This is a genomic window from Sphingomonas sanxanigenens DSM 19645 = NX02 (genome assembly GCF_000512205.2).
In the GTDB taxonomy this organism is placed as follows: domain Bacteria; phylum Pseudomonadota; class Alphaproteobacteria; order Sphingomonadales; family Sphingomonadaceae; genus Sphingomonas_D; species Sphingomonas_D sanxanigenens.
The window spans coordinates 3053455-3073627 of record NZ_CP006644.1 but is presented as its reverse complement, the minus strand read 5'-3'; the positions used below and the strand labels follow the sequence as shown (position 1 = coordinate 3073627).

General features: G+C 69.5%; 20 protein-coding genes and 1 riboswitch. Of the genes, 3 read left to right on the top strand and 17 right to left on the bottom strand.

Going from position 1 to position 20173, the window contains the following annotated elements; genetic code table 11:
- Nucleotides 1–53: 53 nt before the first annotated feature.
- A complete protein-coding gene (locus tag NX02_RS14190; RefSeq protein ID WP_245648849.1) occupies nt 54–617 on the bottom strand; it encodes an EthD domain-containing protein in 564 nt (187 codons plus the stop codon).
- A gap of 11 nt (nt 618–628) precedes the next feature.
- Nucleotides 629–1069 carry a nuclear transport factor 2 family protein gene (locus NX02_RS14185; protein ID WP_025292860.1) on the bottom strand — a complete coding sequence of 147 codons (441 nt, stop codon included), beginning with the start codon at nt 1067–1069 and terminating at the stop codon, nt 629–631.
- Between the two features lie 129 nt (nt 1070–1198).
- Here NX02_RS14185 and NX02_RS14180 point away from each other — a divergent pair, with 129 nt between their 5' ends.
- The gene (locus NX02_RS14180) at nt 1199–2137 is read left to right on the top strand and encodes a haloalkane dehalogenase (RefSeq protein ID WP_039996592.1); all 939 of its coding nucleotides are present in this window, start codon (nt 1199–1201) and stop codon (nt 2135–2137) included.
- Between the two features lie 44 nt (nt 2138–2181).
- Here NX02_RS14180 and NX02_RS14175 read toward each other — a convergent pair whose 3' ends face one another.
- Both NX02_RS14175 and speB read right to left on the bottom strand, forming a co-directional pair.
- Nucleotides 2182–3603: an APC family permease gene (locus NX02_RS14175; RefSeq protein WP_025292858.1), complete on the bottom strand. Its 1422-nt coding sequence runs from the start codon at nt 3601–3603 to the stop codon at nt 2182–2184.
- A complete protein-coding gene (gene speB, locus NX02_RS14170) occupies nt 3600–4640 on the bottom strand; it encodes an agmatinase (protein ID WP_025292857.1) in 1041 nt (346 codons plus the stop codon). The genes NX02_RS14175 and speB overlap by 4 nt, the downstream gene beginning before the upstream one ends.
- A gap of 97 nt (nt 4641–4737) precedes the next feature.
- On the opposite strand from speB, the gene NX02_RS14165 reads away from it, so the two are divergent.
- Nucleotides 4738–5745: an Ldh family oxidoreductase gene (locus tag NX02_RS14165; protein WP_025292856.1), complete on the top strand. Its 1008-nt coding sequence runs from the start codon at nt 4738–4740 to the stop codon at nt 5743–5745.
- Here the strand turns inward: NX02_RS14165 and NX02_RS14160 are convergent.
- Nucleotides 5742–6518: an AraC family transcriptional regulator gene (locus NX02_RS14160; protein ID WP_025292855.1), complete on the bottom strand. Its 777-nt coding sequence runs from the start codon at nt 6516–6518 to the stop codon at nt 5742–5744. The two genes, NX02_RS14165 and NX02_RS14160, sit on opposite strands and share 4 nt — an antisense overlap.
- Before the next feature lie 87 nt (nt 6519–6605).
- On the opposite strand from NX02_RS14160, the gene NX02_RS14155 reads away from it, so the two are divergent.
- Complete coding sequence (locus NX02_RS14155) at nt 6606–7256, top strand: MSMEG_1061 family FMN-dependent PPOX-type flavoprotein (RefSeq protein WP_025292854.1); 651 nt, start codon at nt 6606–6608, stop codon at nt 7254–7256.
- A gap of 79 nt (nt 7257–7335) precedes the next feature.
- Here NX02_RS14155 and metE read toward each other — a convergent pair whose 3' ends face one another.
- From metE to NX02_RS14095, 12 genes are all read right to left on the bottom strand, one after another.
- Entirely contained in the window at nt 7336–9630 is a 2295-nt protein-coding gene (metE, locus tag NX02_RS14150; RefSeq protein WP_025292853.1) for a 5-methyltetrahydropteroyltriglutamate--homocysteine S-methyltransferase, read from the bottom strand.
- A 114-nt stretch (nt 9631–9744) separates the two neighbouring features.
- Nucleotides 9745–9953: riboswitch (cobalamin riboswitch) on the bottom strand.
- A 64-nt stretch (nt 9954–10017) separates the two neighbouring features.
- Nucleotides 10018–11646, bottom strand: a complete 1629-nt coding sequence (locus NX02_RS14145; RefSeq protein ID WP_025292852.1) for a Na+/H+ antiporter — start codon at nt 11644–11646, stop codon at nt 10018–10020.
- Between the two features lie 146 nt (nt 11647–11792).
- On the bottom strand, nt 11793–12542 hold the full coding sequence (locus NX02_RS14140; RefSeq protein ID WP_025292851.1) for an SDR family oxidoreductase: 750 nt from the start codon (nt 12540–12542) through the stop codon (nt 11793–11795).
- 23 nt (nt 12543–12565) lie between these two features.
- The gene (locus NX02_RS14135) at nt 12566–13765 is read right to left on the bottom strand and encodes a thiolase family protein (protein WP_025292850.1); all 1200 of its coding nucleotides are present in this window, start codon (nt 13763–13765) and stop codon (nt 12566–12568) included.
- A complete protein-coding gene (locus NX02_RS14130) occupies nt 13758–14144 on the bottom strand; it encodes a nuclear transport factor 2 family protein (RefSeq protein ID WP_025292849.1) in 387 nt (128 codons plus the stop codon). Before NX02_RS14130 ends, NX02_RS14135 begins: the two co-directional genes overlap by 8 nt.
- A 2-nt stretch (nt 14145–14146) precedes the next feature.
- Nucleotides 14147–14614 carry a MaoC family dehydratase gene (locus NX02_RS14125; RefSeq protein WP_025292848.1) on the bottom strand — a complete coding sequence of 156 codons (468 nt, stop codon included), beginning with the start codon at nt 14612–14614 and terminating at the stop codon, nt 14147–14149.
- The gene (locus NX02_RS14120; RefSeq protein WP_025292847.1) at nt 14611–15393 is read right to left on the bottom strand and encodes an SDR family oxidoreductase; all 783 of its coding nucleotides are present in this window, start codon (nt 15391–15393) and stop codon (nt 14611–14613) included. Before NX02_RS14120 ends, NX02_RS14125 begins: the two co-directional genes overlap by 4 nt.
- Nucleotides 15390–16514, bottom strand: coding sequence for an acyl-CoA dehydrogenase family protein (locus NX02_RS14115; RefSeq protein ID WP_025292846.1), 1125 nt, complete (start codon nt 16512–16514; stop codon nt 15390–15392). Before NX02_RS14115 ends, NX02_RS14120 begins: the two co-directional genes overlap by 4 nt.
- Entirely contained in the window at nt 16514–17428 is a 915-nt protein-coding gene (locus tag NX02_RS14110) for an SDR family oxidoreductase (RefSeq protein ID WP_025292845.1), read from the bottom strand. The genes NX02_RS14115 and NX02_RS14110 overlap by 1 nt, the downstream gene beginning before the upstream one ends.
- A gap of 15 nt (nt 17429–17443) precedes the next feature.
- Complete coding sequence (locus tag NX02_RS14105; protein WP_025292844.1) at nt 17444–18043, bottom strand: gamma carbonic anhydrase family protein; 600 nt, start codon at nt 18041–18043, stop codon at nt 17444–17446.
- Complete coding sequence (locus NX02_RS14100; protein ID WP_025292843.1) at nt 18043–19197, bottom strand: acetyl-CoA C-acetyltransferase; 1155 nt, start codon at nt 19195–19197, stop codon at nt 18043–18045. Before NX02_RS14100 ends, NX02_RS14105 begins: the two co-directional genes overlap by 1 nt.
- Nucleotides 19190–20173, bottom strand: coding sequence for an acyl-CoA dehydrogenase family protein (locus NX02_RS14095; RefSeq protein WP_025292842.1), 984 nt, complete (start codon nt 20171–20173; stop codon nt 19190–19192). Before NX02_RS14095 ends, NX02_RS14100 begins: the two co-directional genes overlap by 8 nt.

Sequence of the window (20173 nt, the reverse complement as noted above, 5' to 3'; positions counted from 1 at the left end):
GCTATCTAGCCGGTCTTACCGGATAAAATGTCAGGCAGTTTCTGATCGTTCGATCAATCACTGGCTCGCAACTGCTGTGCTTCCGTTTCGCGTGCTTCCACTGGCAATGCCGTGGCGACATGCCATCCCGTTGGCAAAAGCCCCGCCGCACCATCACACCGCCAAACCGCATCACAAGGCAACGGCCGCGCATCCATCGGCGATAGCAAATCCAGCCCGGCCCCGGCCTCCCGCGCCGCCGCGACCAGCGCGTCCACATCGCCGCCCTCATTGCGCAGCAACACCATCACGCTCCCCGCATCGGACCCCGTCGCTACGGGATCCGCGAGTGCCGCGACGATGCGCGGCTGGTCGAGGAAGTTGCGTTCGTCGGCGCGCATCGTGTCACCCACTTCGCCGGCCATCAGTTCGCCGATCCGGTTGAGCGAGGGCACCCAGAATTCGGAGATGCAGTCGAAGCCCGGCTCCACCTCCATGTCGGCCAGATGGTTGCGGCGATAGCGGATGAAGGGGAACAAGGGCACTGCCAGCGGCGCGTGGCGCGTCTCGTAATACTCGCGGAACTGGGCGCGGCTGATGTCGGGGCGGCGCGGCATGAAGCCGATCGTCTTGATCACGCCGCCCGCGCTCATGGCAGCAGCCCCGCCGGCGCGTTGTAGGACCAGCATTTCTGCTCGCGCCGGTGGGCGATGCGCCAGCCTTCGGGCGTGCGGACGAGGTCGTCGCAATACCACAGGCCGATGAAGAACACGCGCTCCTCCCCCTCATGCTGCATCACCATCGGGTTGAACAGGATCGTGCGCGCCTTGGCGCGGTCTCCGTCCAGATCGAGCCTTGTGGTGGTGGACAGATGCTGGAAGGCGGAGAAACTGGGCATCGCCTCGGCGAGGTAGCGTTTGGTCTCCGCGCGGCTGCCCTTTGCGCCGCCCAGTTCGGTATAGTCGATCACCGCATCCTCGGTGAACACGCGGTCCAGCGCGTCCCAATCCTGATCGTCGATCGCATGCGCATAGCGCGCGATCAGATCCTGGATCTCCACGCGATCCGACAATTCCTGCAGTGACAGCATGATCCTCTCCTCCAGCGGCCTCGTGACCGTCCGGCGCGGAACGTGCGCGAACCGCTATAGGGTTGCAAGATTATATTCGTGATGCGTATCAAAGGGCGATACGGGATTCGCAATATGTTGGAGAGGGGCATGGTGAACGAGGTGCTGCGCACGCCCGACGCGCGCTTCGCGGGGCTGCCCGATTTTCCGTTCGCGCCGCAGTATCTCAGCGTCGATGGCGGCGCGCTCGGCGCCTTGCGGATGCATTATCTCGACGAGGGCGGGGCGGGGGCGGCGGGCACCGTGCTGATGCTCCATGGCGAGCCGAGCTGGAGCTTCCTCTACCGCAAGCTGATCGGCCCCGTCGCCGCCGCCGGCTGGCGCGCGGTGGCGCCCGATCATGTCGGCTTCGGCCGGTCGGACAAGCCGGTGGACCGCGCCGCCTATAGCCAGGACGGCTTCGTGTGCTGGATGCGCGATTTCGTCGCGCAGCTCGATCTGCGGCGGATCGTGCTGGTCTGCCAGGATTGGGGCGGGCCGATCGGCCTGAGGCTGCTGAGCGAAATGCCCGATCGCTTCGCCGGCGTGCTCGCCACCAACACCCTGCTGCCCAACGCCGAACCGCCGCCGCGCGGCGTCGCCGACTGGCCGGGGCCGATCGTGACGCCATGGATCGAGCTGTGCCGGACGAGCGACGATCTGGCGGTGAGCGAGATCATTGCCGCCACCTGCGTCACCCGCCCGTCGCCCGCGGTGCTGGCAGCCTATGACGCGCCCTTTCCCGATGCGCGGCACAAGGCGGCGGCGCTGGCGATCACCACATTGATCCCGGCGGACGCGGATGCCCCCGGCATCGCCGAGAACCGCGCCGCATGGGACGTGCTGGAGCGGTTCGACCGGCCGTTCGCGACCGCGTTCAGCGACGCCGATCCGGCGACGGCGGCGTGGGAGGATGTGTTCCGCCGGCGCGTGCCCGGCGCGGCGAAGGCGCCGCACGTGCGGATCGAGGGCGCGGGGCATTTCGTGCAGGAGGAGCAGGGCGAGGCGCTGGCGGCGGCGCTGGTCGGGTTTTTGCGCGGGCTGGGGTGAGGGCATGTCCAACCGCGCATGACTGATGCAGGTATCCGGCAGCGCTAAGCCAGCCGCGCCACCGGCGCTCGCGCCAGCAGCTTGCGCATCGCCACCAGCGCGCTGCCCAGCGCCACCCAGCCGATCATCAGCCAGATCTCCACCGGCATCCCCGGCGCCAGCCCGAACGGCGTCGCGATCGCCGCCGAGGCGACCACCGCCGCGCCGAGGATCACCGCCACCAGCGCCGGCGTGCCGCCCGAAAACACGAAGGCGGGCGCCGGCGCATCGCGCTCCGCCCTGCGCAGCCGCAGCAGCGCGACCAGCGCCAGCACCGCGATGGCTGTGGTGCACATCGTGCTCATCGAGATGATCGGCCCGATCGCGCCGCGGCCGGCGAGCACGCCGATGCCGGTCCACATCCCCACCAGCAGCGCCGCGCGCCGCGGTGCCCCCGTCGCCGCGTCGATATGCGCGAGCCCGGCGGGAAGGAAGCCGGCGCGCGCCTGCGCGAGGATGACGCGGGTGGCGCTGAGGTGCATCGCGTTCCACGTCTTCACCAGCGAGGCCATCGCGACGACCAGGATCGCGCGCGTCGCCAGCCCGCCGGGCAGCGCATGGTCGAACGCGGCGGCCACCGGCAGCGCGCCGCTGGTCAGCTCGCGCCACGGCAGCAGCGAGGAAGAGGCGAGGATGATGAGGCTGTAGAAGATCGCCGCCACCCCCACCGCGATCATCATCGCCCGCGCCACGGTGCGGAAGCTGGTGCCCGGCGCGCGTTCCTCCACCGCGGAGGCGGCGGTCTGGAAGCCGGAAAGCCACATGCCCGCCACCCCCAGCATCACGAACAGCCCGCCGGCGAAGCTGCGCCCTTGCGTCGATTCGAACATCGGCTGCCAGTTGGCGGGATCGCCGCGCACGCAGCCGAACAGGATCAGCAGCAGCGATGCGCCGAGGAAGCCGAAGGTGACGATCTTCTGGAACCCGACCGCCACCCGCGCGCCCGACATGTTGAGCAGGGTGATCGCCACCGCGCCGGTGAGCCCCACGCCGAGGTCGAGCGCGGTGATCGGCTTGCCGAGAAAGCTGTAGAGCGGCGTCATGCCGCCGAGCGACGGCACGAGGATTTCGAGGAACCAGGAGAGCGCCAGCCCCTCGAACGCGGTGATGCCGACATAATAGAGCGTCAGGAACCAGCCGGTGACGAAGCCGGTGCGCGGGCCGATCGCCTTTTCGACGAACACGAACTCGGCGCCCGCGCGCGGCACCCGCGCGACCAGCTCGGCATAGGCGGCGGCGATCGGGATCATCAGCAGGGTCATGCCGAGGAAGGCGATGATCGCGCCGCCCGGCCCCGCGGGCCCCACCCATTCGCCCATCAGCACCATCCAGGCGGAACCGACGATGGTGCCGAAGGCGAGCGAGAAATAGCCGGGCCCGGTGATGCCCCTGCGCAGTGGCGGTTCGGGCGCCGCAGCTGCGCTCACCGCTTCAATTGCACCAGGCAGAGCAATTGGAACAGCATCTGCGCCGCGGCCTGCGCGGTGTTGGTGCTGGGATCATATTCGGGCGCGACTTCCACCACGTCACCGCCGATGATGTCTATGCCGGCGATGCCACGCAGCAGTTGCAGCGCCTCGCGCGTCGAAAGCCCGCCGATCTCGGGCGTGCCGGTGCCGGGCGCATAGACCGGGTCGAGCGCGTCGACGTCGAACGAGACATAGGTCGGCCCGTCGCCCACCACCGCCAGCGCCTTCGCGATCACCGCCGGCATGCCCATCTCGGCGACCTCCTCGGCGTGGATCACCGTCATTCCGGACGCGTAGGAGAATTCCCACAGATATTCGGCGCCGCCGCGGATGCCGATCTGGATCGAGCGCTTCGGATCGAGCACGCCCGCCAGCACCGCCTCGCGGAACGGCGCGCCGTGGTGGAACTTCGATCCCTCATAGACGCCCGCGGTGTCGCAATGCGCATCGACATGCACCATGCCCATCGGCCCGCGCGCGCCCAGCCCCTTCATGATCGCGGCGGTGATCGAATGGTCTCCGCCCACCGACAGCGGGATCGCGCGCGTGCCCGCGATCATCCGGTAGCATTGCTCGATATCGTCATGGCACTGCGCCAGGTCGTAGCGGCTGCGCATCGGCACGTCGCCGACATCGGCCACCGCCAGCGCGCCCATCGGCGCGACCCGCAGCGCATGTTCGTAGGGCCCGATCCGGTCGATCGCGCGGACGGCACGCGGGCCGTAGCGCGCGCCGGGCCGGTTGGTGACGCCCAGGTCCATCGGCACGCCGATCAGCGCGACGTCGAGCGTGTTCAGCGTCTCGGGATCGAGGCCGTTGGCGATGAAGCGCGCGTCGAGCAATGTGGAGGGGTCGGCGAACGGCCAGCGGCGCTTGTCGCCATCCTTGAAATTGGCCTCCGCCACCGCGCGGAAATGCGGATCGTGGATGTCGGCGCCGCCGGATCCGGCATAGCGGCGGCGAAGCTCGTCGAGATCGAGTGGATCGTGCGCCATTGAACCCCCTGACACGAAATGAAGCGGTTTTGCGGGGTGAGCGCAAGCCGCAACGATGCTAGCGGCGGTTGCAGGCTGTGCACCGGGACCAGAGGCGATGACGAGGATCGATTTCGACGCGCTGGTCGCGCTGCTCCGCCGCATCTTCGTCGCGCATGGCGCTTCGGCCGCGGTCGCGGAGATCCTCGCGCGCAACTGCGCCGGGGCCGAGCGCGACGGCGCGGCGAGCCACGGCCTGTTCCGGATCGACGGCTATGTCTCGACCTTGCAGAGCGGCTGGGTCGATCCGCGCGCGGTGCCGGTGGTCGAGGATGTCGGCGCCGCCTTCGTCCGCGTCGATGCCGCCAACGGCTTCACCCAGCCGGCGCTTGCCGCGGCGACGCCGCGCGCGCTCGCCAAGGTGCGGGAGGCGGGCTGCTGCGTCGTCGCGATCCGCCGCTCGCACCATTTCGCCGCGCTCTGGCCCGATGTCGAGCCGTTCGCAGAACAGGGGCTGGTCGCGCTGGCGCTGGTCAACAGCATGGCGGTGGTGGTGCCGCACGGCGGCAGCCGGCCGGTCTACGGCACCAACCCGATGGGCTTCGCGGCGCCGCGCGCCGATGGCGGCATTCTGGTGTTCGATCAGGCGTCGAGCGCGATGGCGCATGGCGACGTCCAGATCGCGCGCCGCGAGGGCCATGCGCTGCCGCCCGGCACCGGCGTCGATGCGGATGGCCGGCCGACCACCGATCCCGCCGCGGTGCTCGACGGCGGCGCGCTGCTCGCGTTCGGCGGCCACAAGGGATCGGGGATCGCGATGATGATCGAGATCATGGCGGCGGCGCTGACCGGCGGGCAATTCTCGTTCGAGGTCGACTGGTCCGCGCATCCTGGCGCGCAGACGCCCTGCACCGGCCAGTGCCTGATCCTGATCGACCCCGCCCGCGGCGGCACGCTGGCCGGCTTCACCGCCCGCGTCGAACGATTGATCGCCCAGATGCACGCCGCCGGGCAGGACCGCCTCCCCGGCGACCGCCGCTTCGCCACCCGCGCACAGACCTTGCGGGAGGGGATTCCGATTTCGGCGGAGCGGCTGGCGCGGCTGGAGGAACTGGCGCTGGGCTAAAGCCGCCGCCGATACGCCGCCGGGGTCTCCCCGAACGCCTGCCGGAACATCGCGATGAACGCGCTCGCGGTGGAGAAGCCCAGATCCAGCGCCACGTGCGTTACCGCAGCGCCCGTCGCCAGCATCTCCAGCGACCGCAGCAGCCGGGCGCGCTGGCGCCAGGCGGTGAAGGTGAAGCCGGTCTCGGTCACGAAGCGGCGGCTGACCGTGCGGGCGCTGGCGCCGGCCCAGCGGGCCCAGGCATCGAGGTCGCGGCCGTCGGCGGGATCGGCGATCAGCGCCTGCGCGATCCGGGCGAGGCGGGGATCGCGCGGCATCGGCAGGCCGAGCGGTTCGGGCGGGAGGGTGCGGATCTCGTCGAGGATGACCGCGGCGACATTGGCCATCGCCGCATCGAGCGGCGTCAGCGGCCAGTCCGCCGCGCGCAGCACCGCCTCGCGCAGCAGCCCGGATGTGCGGATCGCCCGCGGCGTGGCGGGCAGGGTGGCGCACACTTTCTCGGCGACATAGGTCGCCCAGCCTTCGAACGGGCCGTGCGAGGCCGCCCAATGTTCATGGTGCGGCGGCAGCCACACGGCATGGATGGCGGGGACGATCCATACCGCGCGCTCCACGCCCACGGTCAGCACGCCGCGCATCGACGCGAACAACTGCCCGCGCGCATGCGCATGCGGCGCCGAGCCGCGTTCTCCCTCCTCGCGTCCGATCGCGACGAAGAGGAAGGGCTCGGTATCCGAATTGAGGAGCGCGATGTCGAGCGAGAGGTCCGCCATGGCGCCATCATGACAGAAATTGGCACCAATGCGCTACAGGCGCCAGGTCTCGTCCGCTATTTTGCATGCATCGGAAGGGAGCGAGCGATGCGTGGCGAAAATGATCTGCCGGATGATGTGAGCGGGGGCGAGCGGTGCGCGGCCCCCGATCTCGGGGCGCTCTACGCGCCGCCATCGCCGATGATCCAGAAGGCGACGCTGAACCGCATCGTCGCGCAGCATGAGGCCTATCTGCGCGTCGCGACCTTCTTCTGCTTCGCCACCGGGCGCGCGGGCGGGCTCGATGCCTCGCCGCGCGGCGGGCCGGCGGGGTTCGTGCAGGTCATCGATCCGCACCATGTCGCCTTCGCCGACTGGCCGGGCAACAACCGGATCGAATCGATGCGCAACCTGGAGGAGGACGATCGCGCGGCGATGCTGTTCCTGTTCCCGGGGCTCGAGGTGTTCCTGCGCATCAACGGCCGCGCGCGCGTGTCGGTCGATCCGGCTTTGCGCGATCGGCTGACGGAGGGCGGGCGGCGGCCCAAAGCGGCCACGCTCGTCGCGGTGGAGGAGGTGCTGTTCCACTGCGGCAAGGCGATCAACCGCGCCGGGCTGTGGTCCGAAGCCGCGCGGGTCGATCGCAAGGCGCTGCCCACGGTCGGTCAGGTGCTGGTCGCGCTCGCCGAACTGGGCGATGCCGATGTCGCGGCGCTCGATGCCCATTATGAGCATTCGGTGCGCCACGACCTCTATTGATCTTGCCCTACCGATCGCGGCGTTCAGCGTGGCTGGAACGCCCGCGGCCGCCCCGCTGGATCGACGCGCGACGCCGCCGTCAGCCTCTTCCGCGCAAACGGCGGGCGGCGGCGACCATCGCCGCGATCGCTGGGCGCACCTCTTCCCAGCGGCGGGTCTTGAGGCCGCAGTCCGGGTTGATCCAGAGCTGCTCCGGCCGCAGATGGTGCTGCGCCAGCCGCATCAGTGCGACCATTTCCGCCTCGGTCGGCACCCGCGCGGAGTGGATGTCATAGACGCCCGGCCCGATCTCGCCGGGATAGCGATAGCGCGCGAAGCCTTCCAGCAACGCCATCTGCGAGCGTGCGGTCTCGATCGAGATCACGTCCGCATCCATCGCACCGATCGCGGGCAGGATCTCGTTGAACTCCGAATAGCACATATGGGTGTGGATCTGGGTGGCATCGGCGACGCCGGCGGCGGAGAGGCGGAAGGCGTCCACCGCCCAGTCGAGATAGGGCTGCCCGTCGCGCCGGCGCAGCGGCATGCCTTCACGCAGCGCCGCCTCGTCGATCTGGATCGCCCGGCAGCCGGCGCGTTCGAGGTCCGCCACCTCGTCGCGGATCGCGAGCGCGATCTGGCGGCAGGATGCGGCGCGCGGCTGGTCGTCGCGCACGAAGCTCCAGTTGAGGATCGTCACCGGGCCGGTGAGCATCCCCTTGACCGGCCTGTCCGTCAGCGACTGGGCATAAAGCCACCACTCCACGGTCATGGGCGCCGGGCGTGAGACGTCGCCATAGAGGATCGGCGGGCGAACGCAGCGCGAGCCATAGCTCTGCACCCAGCCATGGATGGTGAAGGCGAAGCCCGAAAGCTGCTCGCCGAAATATTGCACCATGTCGTTCCGCTCGAACTCGCCATGGACGAGCATGTCGAGCCCGACCTCTTCCTGCCAGCGGATCGCGCGCGCGGTCTCCTCACGCAGGAACTGCTCATAGCCGGCATCGTCGAGATGGCCGCGGCCATGTTCGGCGCGGGCGTGGCGGACGTCGGCGGTCTGCGGGAAGGAGCCGATCGTGGTGGTGGGGAAGGGCGGCAGGCCGAGCACCTCCGCCTGCACGCGGCTGCGCTCGGCGCGGCTGCCTTGCCGGTCGCGCATCGCCGGCGTCACCGCCGCCAGCCGCGCCTGCACCCCGGCGTCATGGATGCGCGGCGAGGTTTTGCGCTCGGCGGCGGCGCGGGCAGCGGTGGCGAGCGGCTCGGCGACGCTGGCACGGCCGTCGTTCAGCGCGCGCCTGAGCAGGTCGAGCTCGGCGATCTTCTGCACCGCGAAGGCAAGCCATTGGCGGATTTCCTCATCCAGCTTCGGTTCGAGCGCGAGGTCGATCGGCACATGCAGCAGCGAGCAGGAGGGGGCGAGGATCAGGTCGCGGGTCGCCGCGACCGGCTCCAGCCGGGCGAGCAGCGCATCGAGATCGGCGCGCCAGACATTGCGGCCGTCGATGATGCCGAGCGAGAGCAGCAGACCCTTGGGCGCCGCCTTCAGCACCGCGTCGAGTTGCTCCGGCGCGCGGACGAGATCGACATGCAGGCCGGCGACAGGCAGCGCGGCGGCGAGGGACAGGTTATCCTCCAGCCCGCCGAAATAGGTGGTCAGCATCAGCCTGGGGCCGGTGCGCGCAAGGCGGGCATAAGCGCGGGTGAAGGCCAGCCGCTGACGTTCGGACAGGTCGGTGACGAGGATCGGCTCGTCGATCTGCACCCAGGCCGCACCGGCTTGCGCGAGCCCGCGCAGAATATCGGCATAGAGCGCCAGCACATCGTCCAGCCGGTCGAACGGATCGACGCCATGGCCCTTGGCGAGGCTGAGCCAGGTGACCGGCCCGAGCAGCACCGGCCGCGTCTCATAGCCCTGCGCCTTCGCCTCGCGATAGTCTTCGACGATCTTGAGGCGGCCGAGCGCGAGCGTCTGGCCCGGTTCGATCTCGGGGACGATATAATGATAATTGGTGTCGAACCATTTGGTCATCTCGCCCGCGGTGACGCTGCCATGGGCGTGGCCGCAGCCGTCGCCGGCACCGGTCTTGCCGCGCGCCATCGCGAAATAGGTGCCGAGATCGGCGGGCCCGTCAGCGGCCGCGCGGTAGCGGCCGGGGATCGCGCCCAGCATGACGCTGAGATCGAGCACATGGTCGTAGAGCGAGAAATCGTTGGAGGGCAGCCAGTCCGTGCCCAATGCCTTCTGCCGCGCCCAGGCGGCGGTGCGCAGGCCGGCCGCGGCCTCCCGCAGTTCGGCCTCGCCGATCTTGCCGGCCCAATATTTCTCCAGCGCGAACTTCAGTTCGCGGCGCGGGCCGATGCGGGGAAATCCCAGCGTGGCGACGGTGACGGTCATTTTCACATACCCCGATGCAGGGCAGGGGACCGGACGGGCACACGCACCAGTGCCGCGGACGCACGAAGGCCGGCCGCGGACGAGCAAGCGGCCAGACCGGGCACCCCGCCGGTGGACGTTATCGCGTCGGAGGCAGGTCTCCTGGCTCGCGGGTCAGCACGGATGGTCTGGCCTTCCCGGCTGCGCGAACGCCGCCAGTGACACATATCGACCAACCGCTCGCCGCTTACAGTTGCGGGGGCAGCGCCGGCATCGCACCGGCTTCCCGTCTTAGCTTCGGCGGGGGCGAGCCCGACCGAAGAACCTCGACATCCTCAGCATCGGGCAAGAAGCGATCCGCGTCAAGCGTCATATAAAGAAATCTTTATATCCTTATATGAACATCGCTCAGGCCGCATAGCGCACTTCGAGCAGATCGAGTTCGCGCACCAGCTTGCGTGCGATCTCGCTGCCGAGTTCGCGGCGGCGGACCATGCGAAACAGCTCGGTACGCTCGGCCTTGAGGCCGGCAAGCCGCAACTCGCGCTCGATCCGCTCGATCTCGCGGAAAGAGGGTTGATCGGGCGTATCGATGTCGTGGCGCTCGATGCGGTCGCGATACATGTCCATCACCCGCGCCGCGGCGGCGACATAGAAGTCGGCGTCCGCCTGGCCCTCGGCCATCGCATGCTCGGCGCGCTCCACCGCCTCGATCGCGGCCCGCGCGGCGGCGACGCGTGCGGCATCCTCCGCAGCCAGGTGGGAGGGCTCCGCCGGGAGCTTCAGCCCCCTGAGCAGCAGCGGTAGCCCGATGCTGGCGGTGATCAGCGAGACGATGATCACCCCCATCGCGAGGAAGATGGCAAGATCGCGGGCGGGGAAGGGGGATCCATCTGCCATCGCCAGCGGCAAGGTCATCACACCGGCAAGGGTGATGGCACCGCGGACCCCGGCGAAGGACATCGCCGCGACCGCGCGCCAGTTCGGCTGCTGCTTCCACTCGCCCGCACGGAACAGCGTCCAGCGGAACGACACCCACACCCAGATGAAGCGTAGCGCGGCGAGACCGAGGTTGATCGCAAGCACATAGATCGCGAGCCACCAGGTCTCGTGATGGCCGGTCGTGCGGACGATTTCGGCCGCGCCGGAAAGGATTATCGGCAATTGTTCGCCGAGCAGCACGAAGATGATGCCGTTGGCCGCGAACTGGATCGTATCCCACACCGAGTTGCGGCGCATCCGCGTGGTCGCGGCGACCTCACCGCTGGTCTCGACGAAGCCCATCGTCAAGCCCGCGGCCACTGCGGCGAGGATGCCGGAGCAATGGACATGCTCGGCGACGAGATAGGAACCGAAGGGGATGAGCAGGCTGATCAGGATCTGCGCGCCGCCATCCTCGCCATAGCGGCGGGTGACCCAGCGCTTGGCGCGCGAGACGCCCCAGGTGACGCCGACGCCGACCGCGATCCCGCCCAGCGCCACCCACAGGAAGTTGAGCGCGGCGGCCTGCACCGAGAAGGCGCCGGTCAGCGCGGCGGCGATCGCGAAGCGCAGGCAGACCAGGCCCGACGCATCGTTGAGCAGCGATTCCCCTTCGAGGATGTGCATCATCCGCTTCGGGATCGGCACCCGCTGGGCGATGGCGGAGACCGCGATCGGATCGGTGGGCGAGACCACCGCCGCGAGCGCGAAGGCTACCGCGATCGGCATCGACGGGATCATCCAGTGGATGAACAGCCCCATGCCGACGACGGTGAAGAGGACGAGGCCAAGCGCGAGCTCGAGGACGGCCTTGCCGTCCTTGAACAATTCATCGGGCGGGATGCGCCAGCCATCGAGGAACAGCAGGGGCGGCAGGAACAGCAGGAAGAAGATTTCCGGATCGAGCGTGACCCGCAAATCGGCAACGAGGCCGATCATGGCGCCCAATGCGATCTGGAACAGCGGCCTTGGCAACGGAATCGGCACGATTCTCGAAATGACACCGCTCACGATGACGGCAAGCAGCAGGACGAGGACGATCGTGATGGTTTCCAAGGCGTTTTCCCGACTGCTGCGACCGACGCCGTTTTTGCGAACGCAGCACGGCGGGTCAACCGCTTGTCGACGGAAAAACACGCTTTGGCGCTGAGCTGCCGCCGGACGACCGGTAACGGCTCAGCGGCCCGAAGCGAAAGGGTGCGTCAGCGCGCCAGATAGCCCCCGTCGATCGCCAGCGGGTGCCCGGTGATGAAACTCGCCTTGTCGGACGCCAGGAACACGACGCCGTCGGCGATTTCCTCGGCCCGGCCCATGCGGTTCATCGGGTGCATCTGCGCCATGAAGGCGCGGGATTCCTCGCTCAACGCCTCGCCCTCGGTCATCGGCGTGCTGATCGCGCCGGGGCAGACGCAGTTCACGCGGATACCCTCGGCCGCATAGCGCATCGCCGCGGAGCGGGTGAGGCCGACCACCGCATGCTTGCTGGCGCAATAGCCGGGGCCGGACAGGCCGGACATGCCGGCGACCGACGAGGTGTTGACGATCGACCCGGAACCCTGCCGGGTCATGTGGCGGACCTCGGCTGCCATGCACAGCATCACCCCGCGCTGGTTGACCGCGGCGACCTTGTCGTAGAGCGCCACCGAGTCCCACGGCGTCGTGAAATCCTCCAGCGACACGCCGGCATTGTTGAAGGCGATGTCGAGCCGGCCCCATTTTCCGACCACGCCATCGACCGCGGCGGTGACCGCGGCCTCGTCGGTGACGTCGAGCGCGATCGCATAGGCCTCACCGCCGGCATCGACGATGGCCTGCACCGTGGTTTCGGCATTTTTCAGGTCGGCGACGGCGACCTTCGCGCCTTCCGCCGCGAACGCGCGCGCGGTCGCGGCACCGATGCCGCCGGCGCCGCCAGTGACGAACGCGATCTTTCCTTCCAGCAATCCCGCCATAACCCTCTCCCGCTCTGTTATCTTCAGACGATCTCGAACAGGCCGGCGGCGCCCATGCCGCCGGCGATACACATCGACACGACGACGTGGCGCACCCCGCGCCGGCGCGCTTCGATCAGCGCATGGCCGACCAGCCGCGATCCGGTCATCCCGAACGGGTGGCCGAGCGCGATGCCGCCGCCATCGACGTTGAGCTTTTCGGGATCGATGCCGAGCCTGTCGCGGCAATAGAGCGCCTGCGATGCGAACGCCTCGTTGATCTCCCATAATCCGATATCGGCGACGGTGAGCCCGGCGCGGTCGAGCAGCTTGGGGATCGCGAACACCGGGCCGATGCCCATTTCCTCGGGCGGGCAGGCGGCCACCTGCATGCCGCGATAGATGCCGAGGATCGGCAGGCCTTCGGCCTCGGCGATCGCGCGCGACACCAGCACCTGCGCGGAGGCGCCATCGGAAAGCTGGCTGGCATTGCCCGCGGTGATGTGGCGGCCTTCCTTGATGACGGCGCCGTCCCTGTAGACCGGCTTGAGCGCGGCGAGACCCTCGGCGGTGGTATCCGCGCGGATGCCCTCGTCGCGATCGAGCGTCATCGATCGGTGGCCGGCGGCGCTACCGTCCTTCTCGAACAGCGCCTTGCTGACCTCGATCGGCACGATCTCGTCGGCGAAGCGGCCCTCCGCCTGCGCGGCCGCGGCGCGGCGCTGGCTTTCGGCCGAGAACGCGTCCTGCGCTTCGCGGCTGACGCCATAGCGCTCCGCGACGATCTCGGCGGTCTCGATCATCGGCATATAGGCATGCGGTTCGGCCGCGATCACCGCTTCCGATCGGTTGCGGTAGCTCATCGCATGCTTGTTGAGCGTCAGGCTGATCGATTCCACGCCGCCCGCCACCGCCACGTCGATATCGTCCGCGATGATCGAGCGTGCCGCGAGCGCGACCGCGGTGAGGCCGGAGCCGCATTTCCGATCGAGCGCGAAGCCGGGCACGTTGCGCAGCCCGGATGTGGCGGCGGTCAGCCGGCCGAGATTGTAGCTCTGGGTGCCGGACTGGGTGCCGACGCCCAGGAAGATATCGTCGACCCGCGCCGGATCGATGCCCGCGCGCGCGACCGCGGCGCGCACGACATGGCCCGAAAGCACCGGCGCCTCGGTGTCGTTGAGCGCGCCGCGATAGGCGCGGCCGATGCCCGTGCGCGCGGTGGAGACGATGACGGCTTCACGCATCGGCCGGCCGTCCGAAACCGATCATGTTGGTGGGGCCGAAAAAGGCCTTCATCGAGACGACCTTGCCGTCGTCGCCGAACCTGAACAGGTCGATCACGTCGACGCGCATGTTCGGATCGGCGAAGGTGACGTGGAAGGCGAAGGCGGCGGTATCGACGGCGACGCGGACCGGGCCTTCGAGCTTGAGCTTCGCGCCGGTCTTCATCGAATTGGCATAGAAGGTCCGGATCGCCGCATGGCCGACATGCGGCGGCGTGCCGACCGGATCCTCGACGGTGGCGTCGGGCGCGAACAGGCCGACGACCATGTCGGGGTCGCCGGCGTCGAACGCCGCGACATAGGTTTCGACGGCACGGACCATGGCTTCGGGAGCAGGCATCCTCAATCCTCCGGATAATAGCGGCTTATGGTGTCGACGACGCAGGCGGGCTTGTCAGACCCTTCGAGTTCGATGGTGATGCGCACGATCGACTGGATCGCGCCCTTGACCTCTTCGACCTTCACGATCTCTCCGACGCCGCGGATGCGCGACCCCTCCGGCACCGGCGCCAGGAAGCGGGTGCGGTCGGTGCCGACATTCACGCCATGGCTGAACCCGCGCACCTCGACGAGCTGCGGCAGGAAGGCGTTGGCGAGGCTGAGCGTGAGATAGCCGTGCGCGATCGTCCGCCCGAACGGGCCGGTGGCGGCGCGTTCGCGATCGACATGGATCCATTGACGATCGTCGGTCGCGTCGGCGAAGCGATCGATGCGCTGCTGGTCGATCAGCATCCACGGCGTGGGGCCAAGCTGGGTGCCCTCGGCGGTCAGCAGGTCGCGCGGGCTGGCGAAGATGGACGGATCGTTCATGCGCGCTGGCTCGAGACCGAGAGGATCTCGCCGGTCATGTAGCTGGCGAGATCGCTGGCGAGGAAGATCATGACGTTGGCGATTTCCCACACCTCCGCCGGCCGGCCGAACGCTTCTCGCGCGGAGAGTTCAGCCAGCAGTTCGTCGGTCGTCACCTTGGCGAGGAAGGCGTGCATCGCGATCGACGGCGCGACCGCGTTGATCCGCACGCCATGCGCCGCCGCCTCGATCGCCGAGCAGCGCGTGAACGCCATCACCCCGGCCTTCGCCGCGGCATAATGCGATTGCCCTTCCTGCGCGCGCCAGCCGAGCACCGAGGCGTTGTTGACGACGGCGCCGCCGCCGCGTTCGTACATGTGCGGCAGGAAGGCGCGGCTCATCCGCATCACCGACGTGAGGGTAACATCGAGCACGCGGCTCCAGTCCTCATCCTTCATGTCGACGACGCTGGCGGTGCCGCCGAGGCCGGCATTGTTGATGAGGATGTCGACATGGCCGAGCTGGGCGACCGCGGCGTCGCGCAGCGCCTGCACGGCATCCTCGCGGGTGACGTCGCAAAGCTGCGTCGCCGGGCGATGGCCGGTCTCGGCGGCGATGCGGTCCGCCGCCTCGCCCAGCCGGCGCTCGTGGAAATCGCTGATCAGCACCGATGCGCCTTCCTCGGCGGCGCGCCTGGCGACCGCGAAGCCGATGCCGGTGCCGGCGGCGGCGGTGACCACCACCGTCTTGCCGGCGAGCAGGTTGCGGGGCGTGGGATAGGGCGGAACATTACGGCTCATGCGGCAACCTCGTCGATGATGGCGCGGGCGATCGCGTCGCGATGCGCGTCGGGCGCGTCGAGCAACGCGGCGCTGGAGCGCGCGCGCTTGAAGAACAGATGGGCGTGATGCTCCCAGGTGAAGCCGATGCCGCCGTGGAGCTGGATCGCATCGGCGGCGCAGGTGAGGAAGGCCTGGCTGCAATAGGTGGCGGCGCCGGCGGCGGCCTGCGCGAAGTCCCCGCCATCGGCGATCGCGCGCGCCGCCCAGTCGGCGGCGGAGCGGGCGCTGTCGACGAGCAGCTTCATGTCGGCAAGGCGATGCTTGACCGCCTGGAAGGAGCCGATGATGCGGCCGAACTGAACGCGCTCCATGGCGTAGGCCACGGTCTCTTCCAGCGCGCGTGCGGCACCGCCGACCTGTTCGGACGCGAGCAGGCCCGTCGCCGCCAGCCAGCCTTGGCGGATGGCGTCACCCGCGTCGGCGACCATCTCGTCCGCCGCTACGTCGACATCGTCGAAGCGGATCGTCGCGAAGGGGCGGGTGAGGTCGAGCGTGGTGACCCGCTCGATCGATATGCCCGCGCGGTCGGCGGGGATGGCGGCGAGCGTCAGCCCGTCCCAGCCGTCGCCGTCACCGCTCCGCGCGGCAACCAGCAGCAGCGCGGCGACATGGCCGAAGGGCACATACTGCGCCTCGCCCGAAAGGCGGCCATCGGCGATGCGCGGGCCGATGCCGCCGGGAAGCGCGGCACCCGAAGGCGCGCGGACCGCCAATGTCGCGGGCTCGCCACCGGCAATGCGGCCGAGCAGCGCGGCGCGCATCGGCCCGTCGAAGGCGCGCGCGATGGTGCCGCCGGCCAGCACGACGCTTTCGAACCAGGGGATCGGCGCCAGGGTGCGGCCGAGTTCCTCCAGCACCAGCGCCTGTTCGATCGGCCCCAGCCCGATGCCGCCATCCGCCTCGGCGATGCCGAGGCCGGTGAAACCCAGTTCGCCGGCGAAGCCGCGCCACAGCGCCTCGTCCCAGCCGGCCTCGCCGTCGACCACGGTGCGCAACCGCTCGAACCCGGCATGGTCGCGCAGATAGTCGCGCGCCGCGTCGCGGATCGCCAACTGCTCGTCGGAGAGCGCGAGCGCCATCAGCCGGCTCCGTAGACCGGTTTGGCGGGCGCGCGACCGGCGACCAGCGCCGCGACGACATCGCCCGCTTCGGCAGCGGTCAGCGCGCGGCCGGGGTCGGGCGAGGTGGGGCCGTCGGTCCAGCCCTCGGCGATGCGGATCGTGCCGCCGAACGGTTCGAACACCTGGCCGGTGACGGCGCTGGACGCCGCGCTGACCAGCCAGGCGACCAGAGGCGCGGTGTTTTCCGGCGCGTAAGGGTCGAACGCGGCGTCCTGCAGCGCGGTCATCGTGTCGGCGAATGCGGTCATCGTCATGCGCGTGCGTGCGTTGGGGGCCAGCGCATTGGCGGTGATGCCGTAGCGGGCGAGTTCGGTCGCCTGCACCAGGGTCAGCGCGGCGATGCCCGCCTTGGCGGCGGAATAGGCGCTCTGGCCGACGCTGCCCTGCAGCCCCGCGCCGGAGGTGGTGTTGACGATGCGCGCGTCGACCGGGCGGCCGGCTTTCTGCTCCGCGCGCCAATAATCGACCGCGTGGCGGCTGAGGCAGAAATGGCCGCGCAGGTGGACGCGCGTCACCGCATCCCATTCCTCGGGCGTCGCCGAGACGAACATGCGATCGCGCACGAAGCCGGCATTGTTGACGACCGCGTGGAGCGTCCCGAACGCGTCGATCGCCGTCCTCACCGTCTCGCGGGTCGCATCCCAGTCGGCGACGTCGGCGGTGTCGGCGATGGCTTCGCCGCCGGCCGCGCGGATCTCGTCGACCACCTTCTCGGCGGCGCCCTTGCTCTCGCCGGCCTCGCCATGGGTGCCGACGCCGAGGTCGTTCACCACCACCTTCGCGCCCTCGGCGGCGAGGCCGAGCGCATAGGCGCGCCCGAGCCCGCCGCCGGCCCCCGTCACGATCACCACGCGTCCGTCACACAATCCCACGCCCACATCCTCCCCTTAATGGCTTCGAGACAGCCGCACCGCCCGTGCGCCGCGCGCGGGGCGGCGGCGATCGGGCTCGGGCGCGGCGAGCGGCGCGCATTCCACCAGCGCCGCGAGCGAGCGGCGGGCGAGGCGGACATATTCGCCATCATCCTCCATCCGCCACACGATCTGCTCGGCGGTCAGCGTCTTGACCACCTTGGCCGGATTGCCCGCGATCAGGCTGCGCGGCGGCGCCTCCAGCCCGGATTTCACAAGGCTGAGCGCGGCGACGAGGCATTCGTCGCCGATGTCCGCGGTATCGAGCACCACCGCGTTCATGCCGACCAGCACGTGCCGGCCCAGGGTGCAGCCATGCAGCACCGCGCCATGGCCGATCGTACAGCCATAGCCGAGGATGCAGTCGGTCTCGGCGGAGCTGTGCAATGTCACATTGTCCTGCACGGATGCATTGCCCTCGACGGTGATGCGGCCGAAGTCGCCGCGCAGCGAGGCGCCGGGGCCGATGTAGCAGCCGGGCCCGACGATCACGTCGCCGATCAGCGACGCGGTCGGGTGCAGGAAGCTGCCCGGATCGACCACCGGCACCGATCCCTCGAAGGCATAGGCCGGCATCAGCCGAGCCGTTCGATGATGGTGACGTTGGCCTGCCCGCCGCCCTCGCACATCGTCTGCAGGCCATAGCGGCCGCCGGTGCGCTCCAGCGCGTTGAGCAGGGTCGTCATCAGCCGCGCGCCGGTGGCGCCGATCGGATGGCCGAGCGCGATGCCGCCGCCCTGCACATTCATCTTCTCGTGCGGCACGCCCAGTTCCTGCATCCACGCCATCGGCACCGATGCGAAGGCCTCGTTGCATTCGAACAGGTCGATATCGTCGATCGACATGCCCGCCTTCTCCAGCGCGTAGCGGGTGGCGGGGATCGGGCCGGTCAGCATCCAGATCGGGTTGTCGGCGCGCACCGACAGGTGATGGATGCGCGCACGCGGCGTGAGCCGATGCGCTTTCACCGCCGCCTCGCCGGCGATCAGCAGCGCGGCGGCGCCGTCGCAATTCTGGCTGGACATGCCGGCGGTGATGATGCCGCCCTCGCGCACCGGCTTGAGCTGGGCGAGGCCTTCCGGCGAGGTCGTGGGGCGGATCGTCTCGTCATGCGCGAGCCCTTCGAGCGGGGCGATCTCGGCGGCGAACCAGCCCTTGTCGGTCGCCGCCTGCGCGCGGGCGTGCGAGGCGGTCGCGAACGCCTCCATCGCCTCGCGGCTGATCTGCCATTTCGCCGCGATCATCTCGGCAGATTTGATCTGGTTGACCTCCTCGGTGCCGTAGCGCGCGACCCACCCCTTGGCGCCGACGAACGGGCTGTCGAAGCCATAGGGCTGGCCTGCGAACATCGCCGCGGAGATGGGGATCGCGTTCATCGCCTGGCTGCCGCCGGCGACGACCAGATCCTGCGTGCCGCTCATCACCCCCTGCGCGGCGAAATGGATCGCCTGCTGCGAGGAGCCGCATTGCCGGTCGATCGTCACCCCCGGCACATGTTCGGGGAGGCCCGCGACGAGCCACGCCGTGCGGCCGATATCGCCCGCCTGCGGCCCGATCGTGTCACAGCAGCCCCAGATCACGTCGTCGACCAGCGCCGGATCGATGCCGGTGCGCGCGATCAGCGCCTTCAGCGGATGCGCAGCGAGGTCGGCGGGGTGGACGGCCGCGAGGCTGCCCTTCTTGCGGCCGGTGGGCGCGCGGACGGCATCGACGATATAGGCCTCAGCCATGGTGCAACTCGCTTTCGAAGGTCGTGTCGGGGCCGATCGCCATCGCGCCGCCGATCACGGCGTCCTCGATCCGGCGTTGGTGGAAGGCGCGGTCGCCCCAGGCGCCGGCGAGCGCCCAGCAGCGCTTCATCCAGAAGTGGAGATCGACCTCATAGGTATAGCCCATCGCGCCATGCACCTGGATCGCGGTCTCGGCGCTCAGTATCGCCGCATCGGTGGTGGCGATCTTGGCGTGGCTGATCTGGATCGGCGCGCGGGCATGGCCGGCCTCGGCGGCATAGGCGGCGCGCCACAGCACCGGCTTCGCGAATTCCAGCTTCACTGCGACGGTCGCGAGATGGTGCTTCACCGCCTGAAAGCTGCCGATCGGCTGGCCGAACTGCTCGCGCGTCTTCGCATAGTCCGTCGCGAGGTCGAGCATCCGTTCGGCGGCACCCGCCAGTTGCGCGGCGGCGATCAGTGCGGCGCGGTCGAGCAGGATGTCGTCGGGCTCCACCGCGATGGGGGCGAACAGCCGGCGTAACGGATCGACGCTCTCCAGCGGCTGTGGCTCGGGCGGGGCCAGCGCGGTGCCGCCGCCATAGAGCAGGCCGGCCTGATCGAGATCGGCGATCCACGGGTTGGCCGGGTGCGCCAGCGCGACCTTCAGCCCGCCGGCGGCGATCGCCTGCCTCTGCGCGGCATCGAGCAGGGGCGCTGCGACCAGCGCGGTATCTGCTACCGGCTCGGAGACGCAGGCACGCCCGAGTTCGACTGCGACCAGCACGGCTTCGACGAGCCCGAGACCGAGCCCGCCATCGGCCTCCGATACCAGCAGTCCGGTCATCCCCATGCCGACAAGGCCGTGCCACAGCGCGGGGTCGCGGTTGCCCTCGGCGTCGAGGCGGCGCAGCGTTTCCGGACCATGCTCGCCGGCCAGATAGTCACGCACGGCGTCGCGCAGTTCGCGCTGGTCGTCGGTCAGGCGAAAATCCAT